The 19617-nt window shown below is 70.3% G+C and carries 14 protein-coding genes, 1 tRNA gene and 4 pseudogenes; 10 read left to right on the forward strand and 9 right to left on the reverse strand.

Going from position 1 to position 19617, the window contains the following annotated elements; translation table 11 throughout:
- The first annotated feature begins 170 nt into the window (after positions 1 to 170).
- On the forward strand, positions 171 to 704 hold the full coding sequence (locus N8I87_RS19890; protein WP_263210507.1) for an NUDIX hydrolase: 534 nt from the start codon (positions 171 to 173) through the stop codon (positions 702 to 704).
- Here the strand turns inward: N8I87_RS19890 and N8I87_RS19895 are convergent.
- Positions 682 to 1239, reverse strand: a pseudogene (locus tag N8I87_RS19895) (NsdA family TPR-like regulatory protein); the annotation flags it as partial. The gene N8I87_RS19890 and the pseudogene N8I87_RS19895 sit on opposite strands and share 23 nt — an antisense overlap.
- On the opposite strand from N8I87_RS19895, the pseudogene N8I87_RS19900 reads away from it, so the two are divergent.
- Both N8I87_RS19900 and N8I87_RS19905 read left to right on the forward strand, forming a co-directional pair.
- Positions 1219 to 1653, forward strand: a pseudogene (locus N8I87_RS19900) (protein kinase family protein); the annotation flags it as partial. The pseudogenes N8I87_RS19895 and N8I87_RS19900 overlap by 21 nt on opposite strands.
- A gap of 712 nt (positions 1654 to 2365) precedes the next feature.
- Positions 2366 to 4186 (forward strand): serine/threonine-protein kinase, encoded by a 1821-nt coding sequence (locus N8I87_RS19905; RefSeq protein WP_263210508.1) that lies wholly within the window; start codon positions 2366 to 2368, stop codon positions 4184 to 4186.
- 170 nt (positions 4187 to 4356) lie between these two features.
- Here N8I87_RS19905 and N8I87_RS19910 read toward each other — a convergent pair.
- Together N8I87_RS19910 and N8I87_RS19915 are read right to left on the reverse strand one after the other, a co-directional pair.
- A tRNA-Ser gene (locus N8I87_RS19910) sits at positions 4357 to 4443 on the reverse strand.
- A 63-nt stretch (positions 4444 to 4506) separates the two neighbouring features.
- On the reverse strand, positions 4507 to 5964 hold the full coding sequence (locus N8I87_RS19915) for a S1C family serine protease (protein ID WP_263210510.1): 1458 nt from the start codon (positions 5962 to 5964) through the stop codon (positions 4507 to 4509).
- Between the two features lie 278 nt (positions 5965 to 6242).
- Here N8I87_RS19915 and N8I87_RS19920 point away from each other — a divergent pair, with 278 nt between their 5' ends.
- The 3 genes from N8I87_RS19920 (at position 6243) to N8I87_RS19930 (ending at position 8966) form a co-directional block, all read left to right on the forward strand.
- Positions 6243 to 7070 (forward strand): glycerophosphodiester phosphodiesterase, encoded by an 828-nt coding sequence (locus tag N8I87_RS19920; protein ID WP_263210511.1) that lies wholly within the window; start codon positions 6243 to 6245, stop codon positions 7068 to 7070.
- Between the two features lie 166 nt (positions 7071 to 7236).
- A complete protein-coding gene (locus N8I87_RS19925) occupies positions 7237 to 7875 on the forward strand; it encodes an ATP-binding protein (RefSeq protein ID WP_263216554.1) in 639 nt (212 codons plus the stop codon).
- Positions 7876 to 8000: 125 nt separating this feature from the next.
- Positions 8001 to 8966: an SEC-C domain-containing protein gene (locus tag N8I87_RS19930; RefSeq protein ID WP_263210513.1), complete on the forward strand. Its 966-nt coding sequence runs from the start codon at positions 8001 to 8003 to the stop codon at positions 8964 to 8966.
- A 243-nt stretch (positions 8967 to 9209) separates the two neighbouring features.
- Here N8I87_RS19930 and N8I87_RS19935 read toward each other — a convergent pair whose 3' ends face one another.
- Positions 9210 to 9764 carry a hypothetical protein gene (locus tag N8I87_RS19935; protein ID WP_263210515.1) on the reverse strand — a complete coding sequence of 185 codons (555 nt, stop codon included), beginning with the start codon at positions 9762 to 9764 and terminating at the stop codon, positions 9210 to 9212.
- A gap of 56 nt (positions 9765 to 9820) precedes the next feature.
- Positions 9821 to 10486 (reverse strand): bifunctional DNA primase/polymerase, encoded by a 666-nt coding sequence (locus N8I87_RS19940; protein WP_263210516.1) that lies wholly within the window; start codon positions 10484 to 10486, stop codon positions 9821 to 9823.
- Between the two features lie 611 nt (positions 10487 to 11097).
- Here N8I87_RS19940 and N8I87_RS19945 point away from each other — a divergent pair.
- From N8I87_RS19945 to pdxR, 3 genes and pseudogenes are all read left to right on the forward strand, one after another.
- Positions 11098 to 12507 (forward strand): PP2C family protein-serine/threonine phosphatase, encoded by a 1410-nt coding sequence (locus N8I87_RS19945; protein ID WP_263210517.1) that lies wholly within the window; start codon positions 11098 to 11100, stop codon positions 12505 to 12507.
- Between the two features lie 770 nt (positions 12508 to 13277).
- Positions 13278 to 14744, forward strand: a complete 1467-nt coding sequence (locus tag N8I87_RS19950; RefSeq protein ID WP_263210519.1) for an aminopeptidase P family protein — start codon at positions 13278 to 13280, stop codon at positions 14742 to 14744.
- Between the two features lie 145 nt (positions 14745 to 14889).
- Positions 14890 to 16265: pseudogene (gene pdxR / locus N8I87_RS19955) on the forward strand (MocR-like pyridoxine biosynthesis transcription factor PdxR).
- Positions 16266 to 16440: 175 nt separating this feature from the next.
- Here the strand turns inward: pdxR and N8I87_RS19960 are convergent.
- Positions 16441 to 17667 carry an RNA-guided endonuclease InsQ/TnpB family protein gene (locus N8I87_RS19960; protein ID WP_263210521.1) on the reverse strand — a complete coding sequence of 409 codons (1227 nt, stop codon included), beginning with the start codon at positions 17665 to 17667 and terminating at the stop codon, positions 16441 to 16443.
- Between N8I87_RS19960 and N8I87_RS19965 the strand changes: the two genes are divergently transcribed.
- On the forward strand, positions 17658 to 17840 hold the full coding sequence (locus N8I87_RS19965; protein ID WP_317633481.1) for an Arc family DNA-binding protein: 183 nt from the start codon (positions 17658 to 17660) through the stop codon (positions 17838 to 17840). The two genes, N8I87_RS19960 and N8I87_RS19965, sit on opposite strands and share 10 nt — an antisense overlap.
- A 41-nt stretch (positions 17841 to 17881) precedes the next feature.
- Here the strand turns inward: N8I87_RS19965 and N8I87_RS19970 are convergent.
- The 3 genes and pseudogenes from N8I87_RS19970 to N8I87_RS19980 all read right to left on the reverse strand — a co-directional run.
- Positions 17882 to 18322 (reverse strand): annotated as a pseudogene (locus N8I87_RS19970) (triphosphoribosyl-dephospho-CoA synthase); the annotation flags it as partial.
- 117 nt (positions 18323 to 18439) lie between these two features.
- On the reverse strand, positions 18440 to 19003 hold the full coding sequence (locus N8I87_RS19975; RefSeq protein ID WP_263210524.1) for a GNAT family N-acetyltransferase: 564 nt from the start codon (positions 19001 to 19003) through the stop codon (positions 18440 to 18442).
- Positions 19004 to 19041: 38 nt separating this feature from the next.
- On the reverse strand, positions 19042 to 19488 hold the full coding sequence (locus N8I87_RS19980; RefSeq protein WP_263210525.1) for an ATP-binding protein: 447 nt from the start codon (positions 19486 to 19488) through the stop codon (positions 19042 to 19044).
- Positions 19489 to 19617: the final 129 nt, after the last annotated feature.

The raw sequence follows: 19617 nt of genomic DNA on the forward strand, positions 1-19617 counted from the left end.
AGCAAAACGCGCGTCTTCGATCAGAGCGGTTCTGAACGGGCAGAGCCATCTTCAGGCAGGACGCAGACCAACCCCGCCCATCTCGTCAAGCTGACGCGAAAGTAGCCGAACTTGCGTCCCCCTTCGCATCGATCTGAGATCCTGGAGACCGATCGAGAGAGGCCGCAGGTATGGAGTGGAAGACCCACGGTGAGCGACAGATCTACACGAACAAGTGGGTGAACCTGTGTCTGGTCGATGTCCAACAGCCTGACGGGCGCAGGTGGGAGTACCACGTTGTTCGCCTCCGGCACCTGGCCGTGGCTGCCGTGGTCAACGACCGCAAAGAGGTTCTGATGATGTGGCGCCACCGCTTCATCACGGACTCGTGGGCCTGGGAGCTGCCCATGGGTTTGGTGGAGGAAGGCGAGACGCCCGAGGAAGCGGCGGCTCGTGAGGTCCTGGAGGAGACCGGTTGGCGCCCTGGACCCATCAAGCCCCTGCTCTACGCCGAGCCGGCCAACGGGATCACCGACTCGCAGCACCACGTCTTCAGGATCGACGGCGCTACCTACGCCGGTCCTCCCACGGAGAAGAACGAGTCCGACCGCATCGAGTGGATCCCACTCAGCGAGGTGCGAGGCATGATCGACCGCCGGGAGGTCGTGAGCAGCGGCTCGCTCGTCGGCTTGCTGTACCTGCTCATGGACGAAGCGATCCGCTGACCGGCGGGAGGAGTGCCCGTAGCCGAGCCTCGAAGGCCAACGCTATGGGCTCCTGTCTGTGCGGCGCCAACTGGTCGTAGGACTCCCTGAGATGACCTGACACGCGCTCGGAGGCCACTGCCGACGCCGGTCCCAGTGCTTGCGTGGCGGTGTCGCACGCCTGGTCTAGCTTGCCCTGATCCAACTGCGTTCGGGCAAGCCAGAACGAGTGAAACGCTCGGCCGCGCTGGTTGGTGCGGGCCTCGCGCCGCAAGGCGTCCGCGATCAGAGGTTCGGCGGTAGCTGCTTCGCCCAGCCGCCCGTGAGCGATCCCCGTGTCCACGATCAGCTTCGTCTCGTCGAAGTACGTCACCCAGGACGTGTCCGGGTCGCTCACTCGAATCCGCTCGAAGTGGCGGTGCGCCTCCCCAATGGCCCGGTGGGTGGAGTCCGTGTTGCCGAGGGTGGCGTGAGCGAAGGCTTCACGCATCGACAGCATGGACAGGACCCGTGGGGTGATGTCGACAGCCGAGCGGGCCTGGTCCTGGGCAGCGTACAGCCCGCCCACTTCATCATCGGGCCAGAACAGACGCATCTCATCGACCTCGCCCTTGCCCGGGACGGACACGTGCCCGAGGGCTACGACTTCCCGTTCCGCGGCTGCCTCGTCCACTACGAGGCGCCGGAGATCGCGCGCAGCGTGCTCGCCACGGGGGAAGCCGAGCCGACACCGGAAGCCGACATCTACGCACTCGGCGCCTCCTTGCTCATCTCCGCCACCGGTTGGCGGGCTGTCGAGTACCCGGACGACGCTCCACGCCCAGTCCAGAGACGGGCTGTGGCCAACGGCCGGCGCCGATCGGTGAAGGCACCCGGGGAGCTCGGCAAGTTGATCGACGCGATGCTCAGCCATGTCCCCGAAGACCGGCCAACCATCTTCGAGGTGGGCAAGGCGCTCAGCTGCCTCTGAGGCCGCTTTTCGCCCGACGCGACTCGCACGGCTAAGGCCGACAACCAAAGACCGGACCGCCCCTCAGCCTGGACAGCATTCCGGATGGTCCGGTCACGGAAGCCCTCATCAGGACCCCGGTGCCGATGGCACCGGGGTGGTTGGCGTGCTCGGGCGGGTGCTCCTGCAACTCCGCTGCTTCGTTGTCGAATTGGAGAGAGGTTCTGACCTGAGCCACCGAAAGTCAGCCACGACGGCGAGTACGCCGAATGAGCACCCCGCCACGTGTGTTTCCAGCAACCCCGTGCTGGCCTCAGCCGCGCTTCACCCATGCGCCACGGCCCACACTTCGATCCGACGTGGGCGTTTCCGGCGCGGCATGGCAACTGGGCTCGAACTGCGGCTCTGTGGGCCATGCGGCCTGGAGCGGCCAGCCGTCCTCGACCACGCAGCGGGCCAGACGCAGCCGTCCGGTCTTGGTCAGGGGTGCATTACGGTGGGGCACGAGGGCCCTTCTTTTGGTGTATACGTCCCAATCCACACCGAACCGGAAGGCCCTCACCCGTTCAAGATCCCTCAGCCGAGACCTGGCTCACCTGTCCACAACCTCCAGAGACAGAACGCCTAGCCATCTGCCTGCATCCTGGATTGAACAGGAAGGGGAAAGTCGGGAATTACGCGCCATCTACGGGCACAATCTGGGGGCGTAGAGCAGGGCGCAGGGGGGCGTGGGATGGCAATGTTCAAGGCCCTGGAGCCGGAGGACCCACGGCGGGTGGGGCGCTACCGGATCGTGGCACGGCTCGGTGCTGGGGGAATGGGCCAGGTGTACTTGGCGCGCTCGCCCGGCGGGCGAGCGGTCGCGGTGAAGACGGTGCGCCCCGAGCTGGCCGGGGACGGTGACTTCCGGCGCCGTTTCGCCCGTGAGGTGGCCGCGGCCCGGCGGGTCAACGGGGCCTTCACCGCCGGCGTGGTGGACGCCGATGCGGACGGCTCGCCGCCCTGGCTGGCCACCGTCTACGTCCCCGGTGTCCCGCTGGGGGAGGCGATTGCCAGGCATGGTCCTTGGCCAACGCGACCGGTCCTCGCTTTGGGCGCGGGGCTGGCCGAGGCCCTGGAGGCGATCCATGTGGTCGGCATCGTCCACCGCGATCTCAAACCTTCCAACGTGTTGCTGGCCGCCGACGGCCCCCGTGTGATCGACTTCGGGATCTCGGCGGCCAGCGAGGCCAGCGTGCTGACCCACACCGGCATGACGATGGGCACCCCCGGCTTCATGTCCCCCGAACAGATCACCGGGCGGCCGGTCGGGCCGGCCAGCGACGTCTTCTCCCTCGGTGTGCTGCTGGCCTACACCGCCACCCGGGTCGGCCCGTTCGGCGCCGGCACTCCGCACGCCCTGCACTACCGCGTCGTCCACGAACCGCCCGACCTGGAGACCCTCCCGCCCGAACTGCGCGAGGTGGTGGCCGCTTGCCTGGCCAAACAGCCCGGGCAGCGCCCCACCGTGGCCCACCTTCTCGACCAGCTCACCACCACAGACGGCGCGGACGAGGCCAGCCGAACATCCACCGCCTCGCTACGGCTCACCGAGCCCGGCTGGATGCCCGCCCCGGTCGCCCGGTTCGTCCGGGACCACGCCTCCACCCCCATCCCTCACACCCTGCCGCCGACACCGCCGAATGCGGGCCCCGCACCGCCCGAGACTCCACACCGCCCCCTCCCTGGCACCCCGGATGCCTCCGCACCACCATGGCCACCCCTGCCGTCATCGATCAACCTGCCCCACTCCTCACCACCCGCCGCGCCCGCCGCCCCGGCAGCACCCGGGGCGCACCACACTCCGGTCGGGCCCCGACAACCCCGTACGCTCCCGCCCGCCCCCGACACCGCCACTCCCGGCCCGGCAGAACGACCCGCAGTAGGACCCGCGCCCCAGCTACTCGGCCACACCCCTAGCCCAAGAAGCCCTGGCCCGCCTACGGCGGCCACTGCGCCGACAGGCCTGCCGCCGATGCCGCTTGCGCCTCCGAAGCCGCCGAATACCGCTGCTTTGGCCCCGGCGCCCGCCGCTCGACACGTCCGCATCCGTTGGAACCTCAAGACAGTGATCCTGCTTGGCGTCGGCTTCACAGTCCTCGTCGGCGGCCTCATTGTCTGCTACCAGTGGACACAGACTCAGTACTACATCGGCGCGAACGGCGACCACGTTGCGCTCTACCGCGGCATCGACCAAGACCTGGCCTGGGTGTCGCTGTCGAAGGTCGAAAAAGACCACCCCGAGATCGAACTCAGGTACCTGCCGCCCTACCAGCAGAACTTAGTCAAGAACGCGATCGCGGAGGGCGACTTGCCAGCAGCCGTGTCGAAGGTCCAGGAGCTGTCCGTGCAGGCATCCGCCTGCAAGAAGGAAGCCGAGCGCAAGAAGGCCGATCACGAGTACAACGCCGGAACCGGTGACGGCGAGGCCGGGGGCGCCACACCCACTCCCACACCCGGCCCCAGCCTCTCGGAGGATGAGCAGAGGGTCGTCTCACTCTGCGGCTCGCAATAACGACCGGGTCCTACATCTCAGGTTTGCCGGTCCGCGATTTGGTCCACGCCTGGTCCACACGCGCTGATCCGCTACGCGACAGAGCCGGATCAAGGTGATACAGGGCCATGCGGAAGGGGTGCCTCTCGTTGAGAGGCACCCCTTCTGACCTGCAACGCTTATGACCTGTGCGGAGGCGGTGGGATTTGAACCCACGGTGACATCGCTGCCACGACGGTTTTCAAGACCGTTCCCTTAGGCCGCTCGGGCACGCCTCCCCGCGTCGGCCCGGATCGGCGACGCGGGGACAAGAGTAACCGGTTGGCGCGGGCGCGTGCGGGTCAGCTGTCGCCCGCGCGGGAGCCCAGGGTGAGTTGGACGGTCTGCTCCTGACCGCCCCGCTTGTAGGTGATCGTGACCTTGTCGCCGGGCTTGTGCGTCCAGATCTCGCCGATCAGGGTCGGGCCGGAGTCGATCACCCTGTCGTCGAGCTTGGTGATGACGTCGCCGGGCTTGAGACCCGCCTTGTCCGCGGGACCGCCCGACTCGACCGCCGCCGTGCCGCTGGCGCCCGTGTCGGTGATCTTCGCGCCGTCCGAGCCCTCCTCCAGGGAGACGGACGCGCCGATCTTCGCGTAGACCGGCTTGCCGGTCTTGATCAGCTGCTGGGCGACGTACTTGGCCTGGTTGATCGGGATGGCGAAGCCGAGGCCGATCGAACCGGACTGGCCGGAGCCGCCCAGACCGCCGCTGCTGCTGGACTGGATCGCGGAGTTGATGCCGATCACCGCGCCGGAGGCGTCCAGCAGCGGGCCGCCGGAGTTGCCCGGGTTGATCGAGGCGTCGGTCTGCAGGGCGCTCATGTAGGACGCCTTGCTGGTGGCGCTGCCGTCGCTGGAGGCGACCGGGCGGTTCTTGGCGCTGATGATGCCGGTCGTCACCGTGTTGGAGAGGCCGAAGGGCGCTCCGATGGCGATCGTCTCGTCGCCGACGGCCACCTTGTCGGAGTCGCCGAGGGCGAGCGGCTTGAGGTCGGACGGGGCGTTCTTGAGCTTGATGACGGCGACGTCGTAGCCCTGGGCGTGGCCGACGACCTCGGCGTCGTACTTCTTGCCGCTGGGGAACGTCGCGGTCAGCTTGCCGCCGTCCACCGCGTCGGCCACCACGTGGTTGTTGGTGACGATGTGGCCCTGGGTGTCGAAGACGAACCCGGTGCCGGTGCCGCCCTCGCCGCTGGTGGACTCGGCCTCGATGGTGACCGTGCTCGGCAGGGCCTTGGCGGCGACCGCCGCGATGGTGCCCGGCGAGCGCTTCACCTGCGTGGCGCCGTTGTCCGAGGCGGAGACGGTGGTCGAGCCGGTGTCGTCGTTGCTCTTGGCAAGGGTGTACCCGAGCCCGCCGCCCAGGCCGCCCGCGACCAGCGCGGCCACCAGGACCGCGGCGACCAGCCCGCCGCGCCCGTTGCGGGGCTTCGGCGCGGGCTGCTGGTACGACGAGCCCCAGCCGCCGGAACCCGCTCCGGCGCCGCCGTCCGCGTAGGGCGTGGCCGGGGCCGGGGGCGGCCAGGAGCCGTCCGGGGCGGGGCCGGCGCCCTGCGGCCCGCCGGACGGGCCGGCGGAGGCGTGCGCGGCCGCCGCGCCGCCCTGCTCCGGGGCGCCCGGAGGCGTCGTCGGGAGTGGAGTGGTGGGTGCGCCCCCGTCGGCTGCGGCTGCCTGCGGGGAAGCAGCGGGAGATGCCACCGGCACGGGAGGTGCGGACGGGGCCGGGGGTACCGCGGTGCCCTCGTTCTCGGTGCTCACAGCTCTTCTCCTAGGTCCACGGCTGTTGTTCTCGGTCGCACTCGGTCACGCTGGTCGATGGTCCGGCGCGATTCAGCTGTGCATGTACTTTTGCCTGTCGTCAGCTTTTCCCACGGGCCGTCAGAGCACCATAAGCGGTGGCTGTGGGTATGGCGTCAACCTTTATATAGGACCTTTACGACAAAAACTCCATTCCATGGCGGGGTCCATGCCCCCGTTCGTCGCACGTACGCACCCATGGCACCACGCGTACCCCGTGGTGGTGGCACCATGACGCGGTGACCCACGCACGACAGCACCACCTTCAGGTCGTCGCCCACCGAGGAGCCTCCGAGGACGCCCCCGAGCACACGCTCGCCGCCTACCGGAAAGCGATCGAGGACGGTGCCGACGCCCTTGAATGCGACATCCGGCTGACCGCGGACGGCCACCTCGTCTGTGTCCACGACCGGAGGGTCAACCGTACGTCCAACGGCCGCGGGGCGGTGTCGGCCCTGGAGCTGGCCGAACTCACCGCTCTGGACTTCGGCTCCTGGAAGAGGCGCGAGACCTGGCGCGGCCGGGACGAGGAGCCCGACTGGGAGTACCGCCCGGAGGACCGCGCGGACACCTCCGTACTCACCCTGGAGCGGCTGTTGGAGCTGATCGCGGACGCCGGGCGCCGGGTGGAGCTGGCGATCGAGACGAAGCACCCCACGCGCTGGGCGGGGCAGGTCGAGGAGCGGCTGCTGCTCCTCCTGAAGCGGTTCGGGCTGGACGCCCCGGCCTCCGCGGCCCAGTCGCCGGTCCGGGTCATGAGCTTCTCGGCCCGCTCGCTGCACCGGGTGCGGGCGGCCTCGCCGACGATGCCGACGGTCTATCTGATGCAGTTCGTCTCGCCCCGGCTGCGCGACGGGCGACTGCCCGCGGGCGTACGGATCGCGGGTCCGTCCATCCGGATCGTGCGCAACCACCCGGCCTACATCGAGCGTCTGAAGCGGGCCGGCCATCAGGTGCACGTGTGGACCGTGGACGAGCCCGAGGACGTCGATCTCTGTGTCGAGCTGGGCGTAGACGCCATCATCACCAACCGCCCGCGCGCGGTGCTGCACCAGCTCCGCGGCTGAGCAGAAGAGCACAGGCGGAAGTAAAGAGCCCCGTAAGGACCGTTCCGTGGCTCTTGACCCGGCCGGTCCGCTGAAGCATCCTCCGTTCTCGGCCACACCAACGAAATCCCGCCACACCATGACAGGGAGTGCACCGGCGCGTTCGCTCCGTGTTCGAACGTTGCGAATGCGTCACTGGACCTGGATTGGCCGGTTTCCGGTACAGGCCAATGGGGCATTCACACCGTGGCGTGGGGCAAAGGAGGTCTCGGGGGTGGCGTTGGTGGTGGCACAGGAGGTGCCCACGTCGTCGAGCATGGCCGTACCCCATGGCCCTGCGGGCGTGGGGGAAGCAAGACACCGGATGCGTGATCAGCTGCGCATGGGTGGCGTATCGGAACCGGTCATCGACGATGCCGTACTGATCCTTTCGGAACTTTTGAGCAATGCGTGCAAACACGGACGCCCCTTGGGCGACGCCTCGGCGGGGGACGGCGACGTCCGGGCTGCATGGCGCGTGGACCCGCGCGGCCGGCTCGTCGTCGAGGTGACGGACGGCGGCGGCCCCACCCGTCCGGCTCCGGCGACCCCGTCGGTGACTGCGCACGGCGGCCGGGGGCTGAACATCATCACGGCGCTGGCCGACGACTGGGGCGTCAGGGACGACGCCCGGGGCGAGGTCACGGTGTGGGTCGTGGTCCACGAGGACGTGCACGATCCCGACGCGAGACACCGTCGCGACGACTTCGCTACGCGCGTCACGGCCCCCGTGGTCTCCGCGCTGCCCGGCCTGGACTTCACGGACGCCTTCGACGACCTGGACTGAACCCGGACCGACCCGGCGGCGGTCGTCGCCATTCCGGCGCCTTCCCCAGGTCCCCGTCGGTGATGGCGCGAACGGCTAGGCTCCCGCCCGTACGAGACGAGAGCCGTAACCGGGAGACACCCACGATGGCCAAGAAGCGACCTCAGACCAAGGCCAAGCGCCCTCAGCTCACGGACGGTGAGATCCCGGTCGTCGGCGCCCGCGAGCCCTGCCCCTGCGGCAGCGGCCGGCGCTACAAGGCCTGCCACGGCCGGGCCGCCGCGCACGCCGCGACCGAACTGGTGCACCGCCCCTTCGAGGGCCTGCCGGGCGAGGGCGACTGGGTGGCGCTGCGCGAGCTGGTCCCCGCCGCCACGGTCGAACTGCATCTGAAGGGCGGCCTCCCCGAGGGCGTCCCCTCGGTCACGCTCGCCACGGTGCTGCCGATGGCCTGGCCGGCGCTGCGCCGCGACGACGGCTCGGTCCTGCTGGGCCTGCAGAACGACACGGCGTCCGGTGACATCAGCCGCGATCTGGCCGACACCCTCCAGCGCGCCCTCACCGCCGAACCGGGCACGCCCGTCCAGGGCCGGCGGGCCCCGGCCGAGGGTCCGCGGCTGCAGGACCTGCTCGACCCCGAAGGCGCGTTCGAGCCAGTTGTGCACAGCGGCTTCGAGTTCTGGGTCCCGGACCCGGAGAACGCCACGCCGGAGGTGTCCGCCTCCCTGGAGCGGGCCAACGCCGCGGCCATCCCCACGGCGAAGCTGACCGGTGTGGACGCCGCGTACTGGTGCGAGACCCCGGACAAGAACCATCTGCGCTGGGTCATGCCGCATCCCGAGGAGCGGCTTCTGGACGCTCTTGCCAGGCTGCACGCGGCGGGCCGCTCCGGCCTGGGCGAGGGCACCCGGCTGGTCGGTTCCTTCCGTGCCCACGGGCTCACCGTGCCGGTCTGGGACCTGCCGAGCGGTGTCACGGCCGAGGACGTGGAGAAGCCGGCCGCCGAGTTCGCCGAGCGCCTCGCCGCCGCCCTGGCCTCGGAGGCACCGCTCACCCCCGAAGAGCGCCGCGCGCGCGGCGGCCTGACCAACCGGCAGGTCACGCTCAGCTGACATGTGGATCCACCGGGGCGGCGGCTGACCGACCGGTCAGCCGCTGTCAGGCGGTCACATCAGGTGACTCCTGTCACAACTCCCCGCCGGGACAGCCAAATCGGTGTCCGAATAGCCGAGATCGAATTTGCTAACCGCCGATCTCTTGTTACCGTTCCAGTAGCCCGGTTGCTGGTGCATCCCCCGTCGCCAGCAACCGGGCCTTTCCATGCCCGGCGCCGGTGTACGGAATACAGACGTCCGTCAACTGCCGTCGGACGCCGCGTAGTTGCTGCCCGAACGCAACAGCAGCGGCCCGTCGGAGCCGCGCTGCGCGAACTCCGCGACGGCCGTGTACGCGTCCAGGCCGCCCCGGGTGTGTTCCCTGGGGGTCTCACAGGTGGCGGGCTCGTCGTCGGCGCCGGCGGCGCAGCGCATCTGCACGGTGCGGTCGCCGGGCCCCATGAGGCTCAGCAGGGAGTCCAGCGCCTTGCCGGTGGCGTTGCGGTAGTAGGTGCGCGCCCAGGTGTCCTCGCCCTGGGTCAGGACACAGGTCTGCGCCTCGACACCGTCGGGGGAAGAGACTTCCAGGCCGCATCGGGTGGCGGTGGCCAGGCCCAGGCCGAGCAGCCGCGGCGAGCTGCCGGGGGCGCCGGAGGGGATCTTGGCGTCGTCGTCCGGAGAGGTCCGCACGGTGGCCCGAGCCCCGTCGGCCACCGGCCGCGCGGGGTCGCCCACCTGTCCCGCGGACGCCACGGTCAGCGGCAGTACGACCACGCAGGCCACGACGCCCGCGAGAGCGAGCAGACGAACGTTCATGTACCGGAAGATAACGACCGAGGGCGGGCGGCCGGTCCCACCCGCGCCCGACACCCCTACAACTCGGGTGCGCTCACACCCGTACGAGTGAGGGCGTCGACCACGGCATCCACCACGGCCTCCACATCGGGCACCCAGGGCGAGGCCGAGCCGGGCAGCGGAGCACGCTCCCAGCGGATGGCGCCCGCGCCGGTCTCGGACGGGGGCAGCGCGAGATAGCCGCCCTCGCCGTGGAAGCGCAGAGAGCCAGGGACGAAGTCCTTGGCGTACAGCAGTTCGCCCAGTTGTTCCATGGAGTACGGCTTGACGAGCAGCGCCCAGCGCGTGGGCGAGGCGATCACCGGACCGAGGCGCATACCGCGCCGGTCGAGTGCGTCGAGGGCGCGGGAGGCCGCGAGGGCCGGCAGGCTGACCGCGCAGGGGGCCTTGCCGCCGGTGGCGAGGACGATGGGCGCGTGCGGCCGGTTGGTCCACCACCAGCGCACCATGCGCTCGTCGGTGGTGGCCGCGAGGAGGCCGGGGTCGAAGGGGTGCGCGCCGGGCACCGTGCACTCCGGGTCGGGGCACGCGCAGCGGCCTCGCCCCTGCGGGTCCGGAGCCACGCCCGGGAGTACGGGCCACTGCCATTCCGTCGCGAAGGTCAGGGCCGGCTTGAGCATCTCAGGCCTCCCGTCGTTCCGCTTGGACAGGAGCCTGCGTCGCCTTCCGAGGATCTCGCGCATGAGCGCTCGTTCCTTTCCGTTGCACCGCTGGCAACACCGTGGACCACATCACATCATGTGTCGATCACTTCACTGTGCGTACCTAATGGCGCATCACGCCCCCGCCCAGAGCGAGGGGAACCCCAAGGGGTCGAACGTTGGCCGCGTTCACATCCATACTGCGTCTATCAAAAGCACGGCCGCGGCGCGGGGTGGCGAAGTCTGGCGTTTTGCGTTCCGCGTATTTCTCTTCGCCTCCGCCACGGGAGGATGGGGCACGGTCGTCGGTGGCTAAGACGCCCGGGTCCGCCGCCAGGTTCCGGGTGGGTCCCCAGCCACCCCTGGCCTTCTCCGAGTACGTACCCATCTCGACCGTCGTGACGCTCCGTGGAGCAAACCCAGTCGACCGCAATGAACCGATACCCGAGGCAGTTTTAAGCCAACTTTGCTTTTCCGCAAGGGGTCCGGAAGAAACCCACAAGAGGCCCACGGACACCAGGAATCCCGGCAGGACAATGCTGGACATCCCCTCACGAGTGCGTGTACATGTGGAGACACCGCCGGCGGCGCAGAATGACATGGGGGTTTGCGATGCTTTTGAGCAATACGCACCGGTCTGAAGGCCGGACACCATGAACGCCCCTCACCATTCGAAAGTGGCCGGAATCGATTCAACGGTTCCCACACCCGCACACACTGTCGCGCCCGCACCTCCCGTCCCGGGCACCGCTCCCGTCCCCGCGCCGAACTCCCCCGCGCCGGGAGCCCTGCTCCAGGACCGGCTGGCCGGCTGGGTCTCGGATCTCACGACCCTCCACGAACTCACCGAGCGCCTGGCCCGTACGGACTCACTCGACGGAGCGCTCCAGGAACTGCTGCGCGCCGGAGCTGCCCTCGTGGGCGCCCGGCGCGGTCTCGTCGTACTGGAACCGGCCGACGGCCTCGGCCCCGACACCACCATCGGCCTGGGCCTCGGCCGCGCCGATCTCGGCCACATCGAGACCGTGCCGCGCGGCGCGATGTCGTACGGCGAGCTTCTCGACACGACCGCCGGACTACCCGGCGCCGGCGGTGAGATCGTCCACCCCGATCTGTTCGCCGAGGACGGCCTCGACCCCCGCCACCGCGAGGTGGCCGCCCGGCTCGGCTACGCCGCCAGCTACGCCCTGCCGCTGTCCACCGAGGCCGCCGGCCGCCTGGGCGCCGCCGTGTGGCTCTACGACGAGCCCGCCGAACCGAACGAGCGCCAGCGCCATCTCGCCGGCCTGTACGTCCGCTACGCCACCGAACACCTCGCCCGGCTGCTGGAGGTGGCGCGCACGCGCGCGTGCCTGGCCACCATCTCCGAGGAACTGCTGCCGTCCCGGCTGCCCCGGGTGGCCGGCGTCCAGCTCGCCGCCCGGCACCGCACCGGCCCGCGCGGCGGCGGCGACTGGTACGACGCGCTGCCGCTGCCCGACGCCGCGCTCGGCCTCGCGGTCGGCTCGGTGACCGGGTCGGGGCCCAGCGCGGTCGCCGCGATGGGCCGGCTGCGGGCGTCCCTGCGGGCGTACGCCGTGATGGAGGGCGAGGACCCGGTCGCGGTCCTGTCCGACCTGGAGCTGCTGCTGCGCCTGACCGAGCCGGCCCGCTCCGCCACCGCCCTGTTCGCCTACTGCGAACCCGCGCTGCGCAAGGTCACTTTGGCCGGCGCCGGTCACAGTCCGCCACTGCTGATCGGCGAGCGGCGCACCGAGTTCGCGGAGACCTCCGTCTCCGCGCCCCTGGGGATGCTCGCCTGCTGGGAGGCGCCCAGCGTGGAGTTCCAGGCCGAAGCAGGAGAGACGGTTCTCCTCTACACCGACGGGCTGCTGCACCGCACCAAGGACCCCACGGACCGCGCCTTCGCCCGACTGCACGCGGCGGCCGCGAGCGTGCCGCGCACCCTGCGCCGCGACCCCGAGGCCATCGCCGACCACGTGCTGCGCACGGTACTGCCGGACGGCCTGGACACGGCGGACAGCGAGGAGGACGTCGTCCTGCTGGCGGCCCGCTTCGACTGAGGGGCGACACGGCCCGCGACGGCTGAAGGGACGGAACGGTTCGTTTCGGCCGGGCGAGGCAGCGCACCGCTTGGACCGAGCGCTGCGGCCAGCAGGGCAGCACGTCGCTTCAGCCGGGCGAGGCAGCGCACCGCTTGGGCCGAGCGCTGCGGCGCGTCGCTGCGGCCAGCAGGGCAGCACGTCGCTTCAGCCGAGCAGGGCAGCGCACCGCTTGGACCGGGCGGAGCAGCGCATCACTCGGGCCGAACAGCGCGGCGGCACGATACTCCGGCCGAGCAGGGCAGCACGTCGCTCGGGCCGAACGCGGCAGCGCACCGCCGCGGCCGGGAAGGCAGCACGTCGCTTCAGCCGAGCAGGGCAGCGCACCGCTTGGACCGGGCGGAGCAGCGCATCACTCGGGCCGAACAGCGCGGCGGCACGGCGGCACGATACTCCGGCCGAGCAGGGCAGCACGTCGCTCGGGCCGAACGCGGCAGCGCACCGCCGCGGCCGGGAAGGCAGCACGTCGCTTCAGCCGAGCAGGGCAGCGCACCGCTTGGACCGGGCGGAGCAGCGCATCACTCGGGCCGAACAGCGCGGCGGCACGATACTCCGGCCGAGCAGGGCAGCACGTCACTGCGGCCGAGCGGGCCCGCGCGGTTCGCATGCGTGGGCATAACAGCTCTTCCCGCCCAGAGCCACCCCGGTACGACCGTACGATGATGGGGTCCCCCTGCTCGAGCGGAACCGAGATCGCCGAGGGATCGGGGGACCGTGCCGTATCGAGGAGGATGACCGTGGCCGACGAGCTCACTCCGGAGACCCCGGAAACTGAGTCCGAGGAGCCCATCAAGCAGCGGAAGAACGGCCTGTACCCCGGCGTCTCCGACGAGCTCGCCGAGAACATGAAGTCCGGCTGGGCCGACACCGAGCTGCATGACCTCAAGCCGATCGCGCAGGCCGCGCACACCGCCCGCCGCCGCGCCGACCTGTCCGCCCGCTTCCCGGGTGAGCGCCTGGTGATCCCGGCGGGCAACCTGAAGACCCGCTCGAACGACACCGAGTACCCCTTCCGGTCGTCGGTCGAGTACGCGTACCTCACGGGCAACCAGACCGAGGACGGCGTCCTCGTCCTGGAGCCCACCGCCGACGGCCACGAAGAAACGATCTACCTCCTGCCGCGCTCCGACCGAGAGAACGGCGAGTTCTGGCTCTCCGGCCAGGGCGAGCTGTGGGTCGGCCGCCGGCACTCGCTCACCGAGTCCGAGGCGCTCTACGGCATCCGCGCCGCCGACGTGCGCGAGCTGGCCGGGAAGCTGAAGGAGGCCACCGGCCCGGTCCGCGTGGTGCGCGGCTACGACTCCGCGATCGAGGCGGCCCTGACCGACAAGGTGACCGGCGAGCGCGACGAGGAACTGCGTGTCTTCCTCTCCGAGGCCCGGCTGGTCAAGGACGAGTTCGAGATCGGCGAGCTGCAGAAGGCCGTCGACTCGACCGCGCGCGGCTTCGAGGACGTGGTGAAGGTCCTCGACAAGGCCGAGGCCACCTCCGAGCGCTACATCGAGGGCACCTTCTTCCTCCGCGCGCGGGTGGAGGGCAACGACGTCGGCTACGGCTCGATCTGCGCGTCCGGCCCGCACGCCTGCACGCTGCACTGGGTCCGCAACGACGGCCCGGTCCGCTCCGGCGACCTGCTCCTGCTGGACGCGGGCGTGGAGACGCACACCCTGTACACCGCGGACGTCACGCGCACGCTGCCGGTCAACGGCACGTACAGCGAGATCCAGAAGAAGATCTACGACGCCGTGTACGAGGCGCAGGAGGCCGGTATCGCGGCCGTGAAGCCGGGCGCCAAGTACCGCGACTTCCACGACGCCGCCCAGCGCGTGCTCGCCGAGAAGATCGTCGAGTGGGGCCTGGTCGAGGGCCCGGTCGAGCGCGTCCTGGAGCTCGGCCTGCAGCGCCGCTGGACCCTGCACGGCACCGGGCACATGCTCGGCATGGACGTCCACGACTGCGCGGCCGCACGGACGGAGACGTACGTCGAGGGTGTGCTGGAGCCCGGCATGGTGCTCACGGTCGAGCCCGGCCTGTACTTCCAGGCCGACGACCTGACCGTGCCGGAGGAGTACCGGGGCATCGGCGTCCGCATCGAGGACGACATCCTGGTCACCGAGGACGGCAACCGGAACCTCTCAGACGGACTGCCGCGCCGGTCCGACGAGGTCGAGGCGTGGATGGCATCCCTGAAGGGCTGAGAATCCCCGAAGGGCTGAGCGTCCCTGAAGCGCTGAGCGAGTGGCTGATCGAAGCCCTATAGTGCGGATCAGCGACTGATACGACACTGATGGCCGGGTACCTGTGCGGTGCCCGGCCATTCACGTGCCTAGGGGGAGGGTCTTCGTGGACGATTTCTGGTCCGGTGTCGGTGTGGATCTGCATCTGGAGCCCGATTCTGCGGACGGACGCCGGGTCGGGCTGGAGCGGGCGCTGCGCGACGCCGTGCGCGACGGGCGGCTGACGCCCGGCACCCGGCTGCCCGCGACCCGGCGGCTCGCGTCCGAGCTCGGGATCTCGCGCGGCACGGCCAAGGCGGCGTACGACCAGCTGGTCGCCGAGGGATATCTGACGGCACGGCAGGGCTCGGGCACCCAGGTGGCCTCGCTGCCCTCCGCCGACGCCGACGCACCGGAAGCGGCCGCACGCGCGCGTGCGCCCGTTTCGATCTGCGGCCCGGCAGCCCCGACGTCGGGGCGTTCCCGGCGGCGGCCTGGCTGCGGGCGCTGCGCCGCGCCATCGCGACGGCACCCTCACTGGCGTACGACTACGGCGATCCGCGCGGCCGGATCGAACTGCGCACGGCGCTCTCGGGCTACCTGGGGCGGGCACGCGGGGTGATCGCCCCGCCGGAGCGGATCGTGATCACCACCGGGTACGTACAGGGCCTCGCGCTCCTCACCCGCGTGCTGGACGGCGCCGCCGTCGCCATGGAGGACCCCGGGCTGCCCTTCCACCGGGAGGTGGTGCGGCGCAACGGCGGCCGGGTGGTGCCCGTGCCCGTCGACGAACGCGGGGCCCGCGCACAGGAACTCGGCGACGCGGCCGCCGTGGTCGTCACGCCCGCCCACCAGTACCCGACCGGCGTGACCCTGCACCCGGAGCGGCGGCGGGCGCTCAGCGACTGGGCACGCGCGCGTGGTGGCCTGATCGTCGAGGACGACTACGACGGGGAGTTCCGCTACGACCGTCAGCCCGTCGGCGCGCTCCAGGGCATGGCGCCGGGCCAGGTGGTGTACCTGGGCACCGCCTCCAAGACCCTGGGCCCCGCACTGCGGCTGGGCTGGATGGTGCTGCCGCCCCACCTGGTCGACGCGGTCGCGGACGCCAAGCTGCACAGCGACCACCACACCGAGTCCATCGGCCAGTTGGCGCTCGCCGAGCTCATCGACAGCCATGCCTACGACCGCCACGTGCGCGCGTGCCGGCTCAGATACCGGCGCCGCAGGGACCAGCTCCTGGACCGGCTGGGCCCGCGCCGGAAGGTGCGCGGTATCGCGGCCGGGCTGCACGCCCTGGTGGAGGTCACGGACGAGACGGAGGTGCTCGCGCGCGCGGAGGCGGAGGGACTCGCCCTCGGCCGCCTGGGCAACCACTGGCACACGCCCGCCGCACCCGGCGAAGAGCGGCAGCAGGGCCTGGTCGTCGGGTACGGCACGCCTCGGGAGCGGGCGTATCCGGAGGCGCTGGAGGTGCTGGCCAAGGTGCTGGTCGGGGCCTGAATCGGGCCATCAAAGAGCCTTCATATTGGGCCTGTTGACGGGTCCAACGCGCTTCTAGTGTCGTCCGTACGACGAACCGTCCGCAGCGCGTCCTGGCACTGGCCCAGTTGACCAACTCCAGCGACGGCGCCTACTACTTGAATCCTCCCCTCCCTGAAGAGAGGGGATTCCTGGCTCAGGCTGCCTCCGGGAGCGGTGCTCCCGCAGGTCTTATGCCCTCGACACCAGCCGGGTTGAGACCAGCCCGGACCAGCATCACGCGTGCGGAGTTCTTGTCCCTCGGAGAGACGACTCCGCACGCGGTGCAGGTGTAGGTACGTTCCGAAAGAGGAAGTGCGTGCTTGGTTCTCGCTCCGCACGACGCGCAGTTCATGGTGGTGTGCGCGGGGTGCACGAGGCGGATGTCCCGCCCGTGCTTGCGGCCCATCTCGACCAGGGCCTGTTTGGTGGCACCGATCGCCGCGTCTGCGGCCTTGCGGGCCATGATGGTACGGCTCAGGAACTTCGGCCGGAAGTCCTCGACCGCGATGGCGTCGTGGTCGCGGACGACGCGCTTGGCCCACTTGCGGGCGGTGTCCTGCCGCTGACGCGCGATCTTCGCGTAGGTCTTCGCGCGCCACTTCTTCGCCTCGCGGTAACCCTTCGACGACGCCTGTCCCCTGGCGGGCTTGCGGCGCGCCACCATCCGGTCGTACCGGGTCAGCTTCGCCTGAGCCTTGCGCCCGTGCTGCGGGTGGGGGAGGTCGTGCGGGTCGGATGTGGTGGTGGCGGTCTCCTTGACACCCCAGTCCACACCGAGGACGGCGCCCGTCTGCGGGAGTGGCTGTGTCTCGGTGGCGACGACGAACGAGGCGTGCCAGTGCCCGAGACTGTCTCGGTACACGCGCACGCTGGAGGGCGTGGCGGGCAGTTCGCGGGACCACACCACCGTCAGGCTGATGCCGCCCGCGAGGTGCAGATGGCCGTCCTTCAGCCGGAACCCGCGCTGCGTGTAGTTCAGCGTAGGCAGCGCCTCACGCTTCTTCTTCGGCCGGGGCATGCCCGCGCGTTGCCGCGTCGGCAGACGCTTCTCGATGTCCTTCGTAGCCCTGGACCGGGACTTGGCGAAGTCGCGGATGATCTGCTGCTGCGGAACTGATGCGCCCTCGCACAGCCACCGCGTCCTAGCGCGGGCTTCGGTCAGCATCTTGTCGAGCTGGGCCGGGCCGCACGTCAGCTTGTCGTCGGGGTGCGCCCGGTTGTGGGCGTGTACCTGCCGGGACTTGGCGACGCATTCGTTCCAGATCCACCGGCATCGGTCCCACTCGGCGAGCAGGGCAACGCGGGCGGTCGACGACACGCGAAGCCGGTAGGTGTACCGGGCGTGCCCGGTATCCCCGGAGTGCTTCTTTGGTGTCGTCATGGCACGATTTTAGCCGGGAAGACCAGAAGCGGATCTCTCTCCGCCTGCCAACGGACCTGCATGCACGCCTGGTTGAGAGAGCGCGTGCCGACCGGCGGTCCCTCAACTCCGAGATCGTCCACCTGCTCGAGGTCGCGCTCAGCCCGGACGGTGGAGACGACCAATCGCCCTGACGGCGACTGCTCCATCCCGTGCCCCGCTACGCGGGAAGCGGGGTTCCTCCCCGCCCTGAAGGACGGGGCATCCTCCGGCTACTCGGTGACGCGGCGATCCGCCGGGCGTTCGCGGCGACTTCCCGGGCCTGTGCCCCGGGGTCCAGGGCGGCGGCTGCGACCAGCAGGCCGAGCGCCCACAGGGCTCCCCGGTGGCCGCCGCCCGCCAGCGACACCGAGTGCTCGGCGGACCGCCCGATGGCGCCGAGTTCCGCCCGCAGCGTCTGGGTGGGGCGCCCGGTACGGCGGGCGGAGGCGGCCATCGCCGCGAGGCCGGGCGCGAGCGCCTTGGCCGACCAGCGCAGGGAGCCGTGGTCCCGGCGGGGCGGGCGGGCGTCGAGGTCGCGCGGGTCGGGCAGCCCCGGTTTCGGCGACAGTGCCAGCTGACAGGTGAGCGCGTCCACGGCGGCCCGCGCCGGCGCGTCGTCCTCGCGGCTGCTCATGGGGTGATTGCCCGTCATGGCCGAGCAAGCCAGGCAGGCCGCTTGTGAGACACCTGGGCGCGAGCTTTCAACGGGCTGTGAAAGACCGGGAATCCGAGGGCGGCCGGAACGCCTCGGTCAGATGGCCGGATCCGCATCGTGCAGGATCCGCTGGAAGAGATGACAGTCCCGCCATTCCCCATTGATATGCAAATAACTCGGAGCCATGCCGATCGATTCGAATCCGCATTTCTTCAGGACGCGTTGTGAACCCGTGTTCTCGATAAGCGTGGACGCCTCGATCCGGTGCAGTCCGACCGTGTCCCGCGCGATGCGGCACACCCGCTCCACGGCGCTGCTCGCCAGCCCCCGGTTCTGCTGGTCGGCGGCGACCCAGTAACCCAGATAGGCGCTGCAGAAGGGGCCCATCGAGATGCCGGACAGCGTGATCGCTCCCACGATCCGCCCGCCGTCCGACTCAAGGACCCAGGGCACCAGAGCGCCCTCCGCGAACTGGCGCAGCAGCCCCTCCAGGCGCTCCGTCTGGCCCTCGACGGTGAAGAAGGAGTCCGGTCTGCACGGCTCCCACGGTTCGAGGTGCTTCCGGTTCTCCACGTATGCGGAACAAAGCGCCGAAGCATCGTCCTGAGCAAGCAGCCGGAGCCGTACTCCCTCGAATATTCCCTCGGTTTCGATATTCATGCGCGCACCTTAGCGCGGCCGTTATGCCTGCGCAGCAGTCATGCCGTAAGCAGAGAAGGATCTTTCTTCCACTTGAGCATCTTGTCGAAGCTCACCACTGTCCCTCCCCGGCCCGGCTTGTCGCCGATGTGGACGTGATCGGCGAGTTCCCTGATCAAGAACAGGCCGCGGCCGTGCTCGGCGTCCACGCGCGGCCGGCGCGGAGCATGGGCGCGGGCGAACCCCGGCCCGGAGTCGGCCACTTCGATACGGCACTTCTCGCCGTCCAGGTACGCGGTCACCCGGTACGCCTCCGACGAGCCGCCGCGCGTCGCGTCCCCGCCGTGCTCGACCGCGTTCGCGCAGGCCTCGCCGAGGGCGACGGACAGGTCGTAGGACACATCGGGGTCGACGCCCGCGGTCTCCATCGTGCCGAGCAGCAACCGGCGGGCGAGCGGCACGCTCGCGGCCTCGCGGCGCAGATGGAGTGACCACCAGATGCTCATGCTCCAGCCTCCAGGCCGCGGCTCGACATACCGTTACCTATTGCCGCCAATCCCCGGGTGTAAGCACCCGGTCCGCGTGACGCCGCCCATACGGACGATGCGCGCGGGCAGGAATCGGTGTATGAGGGG

The sequence above is a fragment of the Streptomyces sp. HUAS 15-9 genome (genome assembly GCF_025642155.1).
In the GTDB taxonomy this organism is placed as follows: domain Bacteria; phylum Actinomycetota; class Actinomycetes; order Streptomycetales; family Streptomycetaceae; genus Streptomyces.

Excerpts from the sequence above, each read along its gene's own strand:
- N8I87_RS19950 (WP_263210519.1), top strand. The coding sequence starts at position 13,278 with ATGACCGTGGCCGACGAGCTCACTCCGGAGACCCCGGAAACTGAGTCC.
- N8I87_RS19960 (WP_263210521.1), bottom strand. The coding sequence starts at position 17,667 with ATGACGACACCAAAGAAGCACTCCGGGGATACCGGGCACGCCCGGTAC.
- N8I87_RS19930 (WP_263210513.1), top strand. The coding sequence starts at position 8,001 with ATGGCCAAGAAGCGACCTCAGACCAAGGCCAAGCGCCCTCAGCTCACG.
- N8I87_RS19975 (WP_263210524.1), bottom strand. The coding sequence starts at position 19,003 with ATGAATATCGAAACCGAGGGAATATTCGAGGGAGTACGGCTCCGGCTG.
- N8I87_RS19940 (WP_263210516.1), bottom strand. The coding sequence starts at position 10,486 with ATGCGCGAGATCCTCGGAAGGCGACGCAGGCTCCTGTCCAAGCGGAAC.
- N8I87_RS19980 (WP_263210525.1), bottom strand. The coding sequence starts at position 19,488 with ATGAGCATCTGGTGGTCACTCCATCTGCGCCGCGAGGCCGCGAGCGTG.
- N8I87_RS19935 (WP_263210515.1), bottom strand. The coding sequence starts at position 9,764 with ATGAACGTTCGTCTGCTCGCTCTCGCGGGCGTCGTGGCCTGCGTGGTC.
- N8I87_RS19905 (WP_263210508.1), top strand. The coding sequence starts at position 2,366 with ATGGCAATGTTCAAGGCCCTGGAGCCGGAGGACCCACGGCGGGTGGGG.
- N8I87_RS19890 (WP_263210507.1), top strand. The coding sequence starts at position 171 with ATGGAGTGGAAGACCCACGGTGAGCGACAGATCTACACGAACAAGTGG.
- N8I87_RS19945 (WP_263210517.1), top strand. The coding sequence starts at position 11,098 with ATGAACGCCCCTCACCATTCGAAAGTGGCCGGAATCGATTCAACGGTT.
- N8I87_RS19925 (WP_263216554.1), top strand. The coding sequence starts at position 7,237 with ATGCGTCACTGGACCTGGATTGGCCGGTTTCCGGTACAGGCCAATGGG.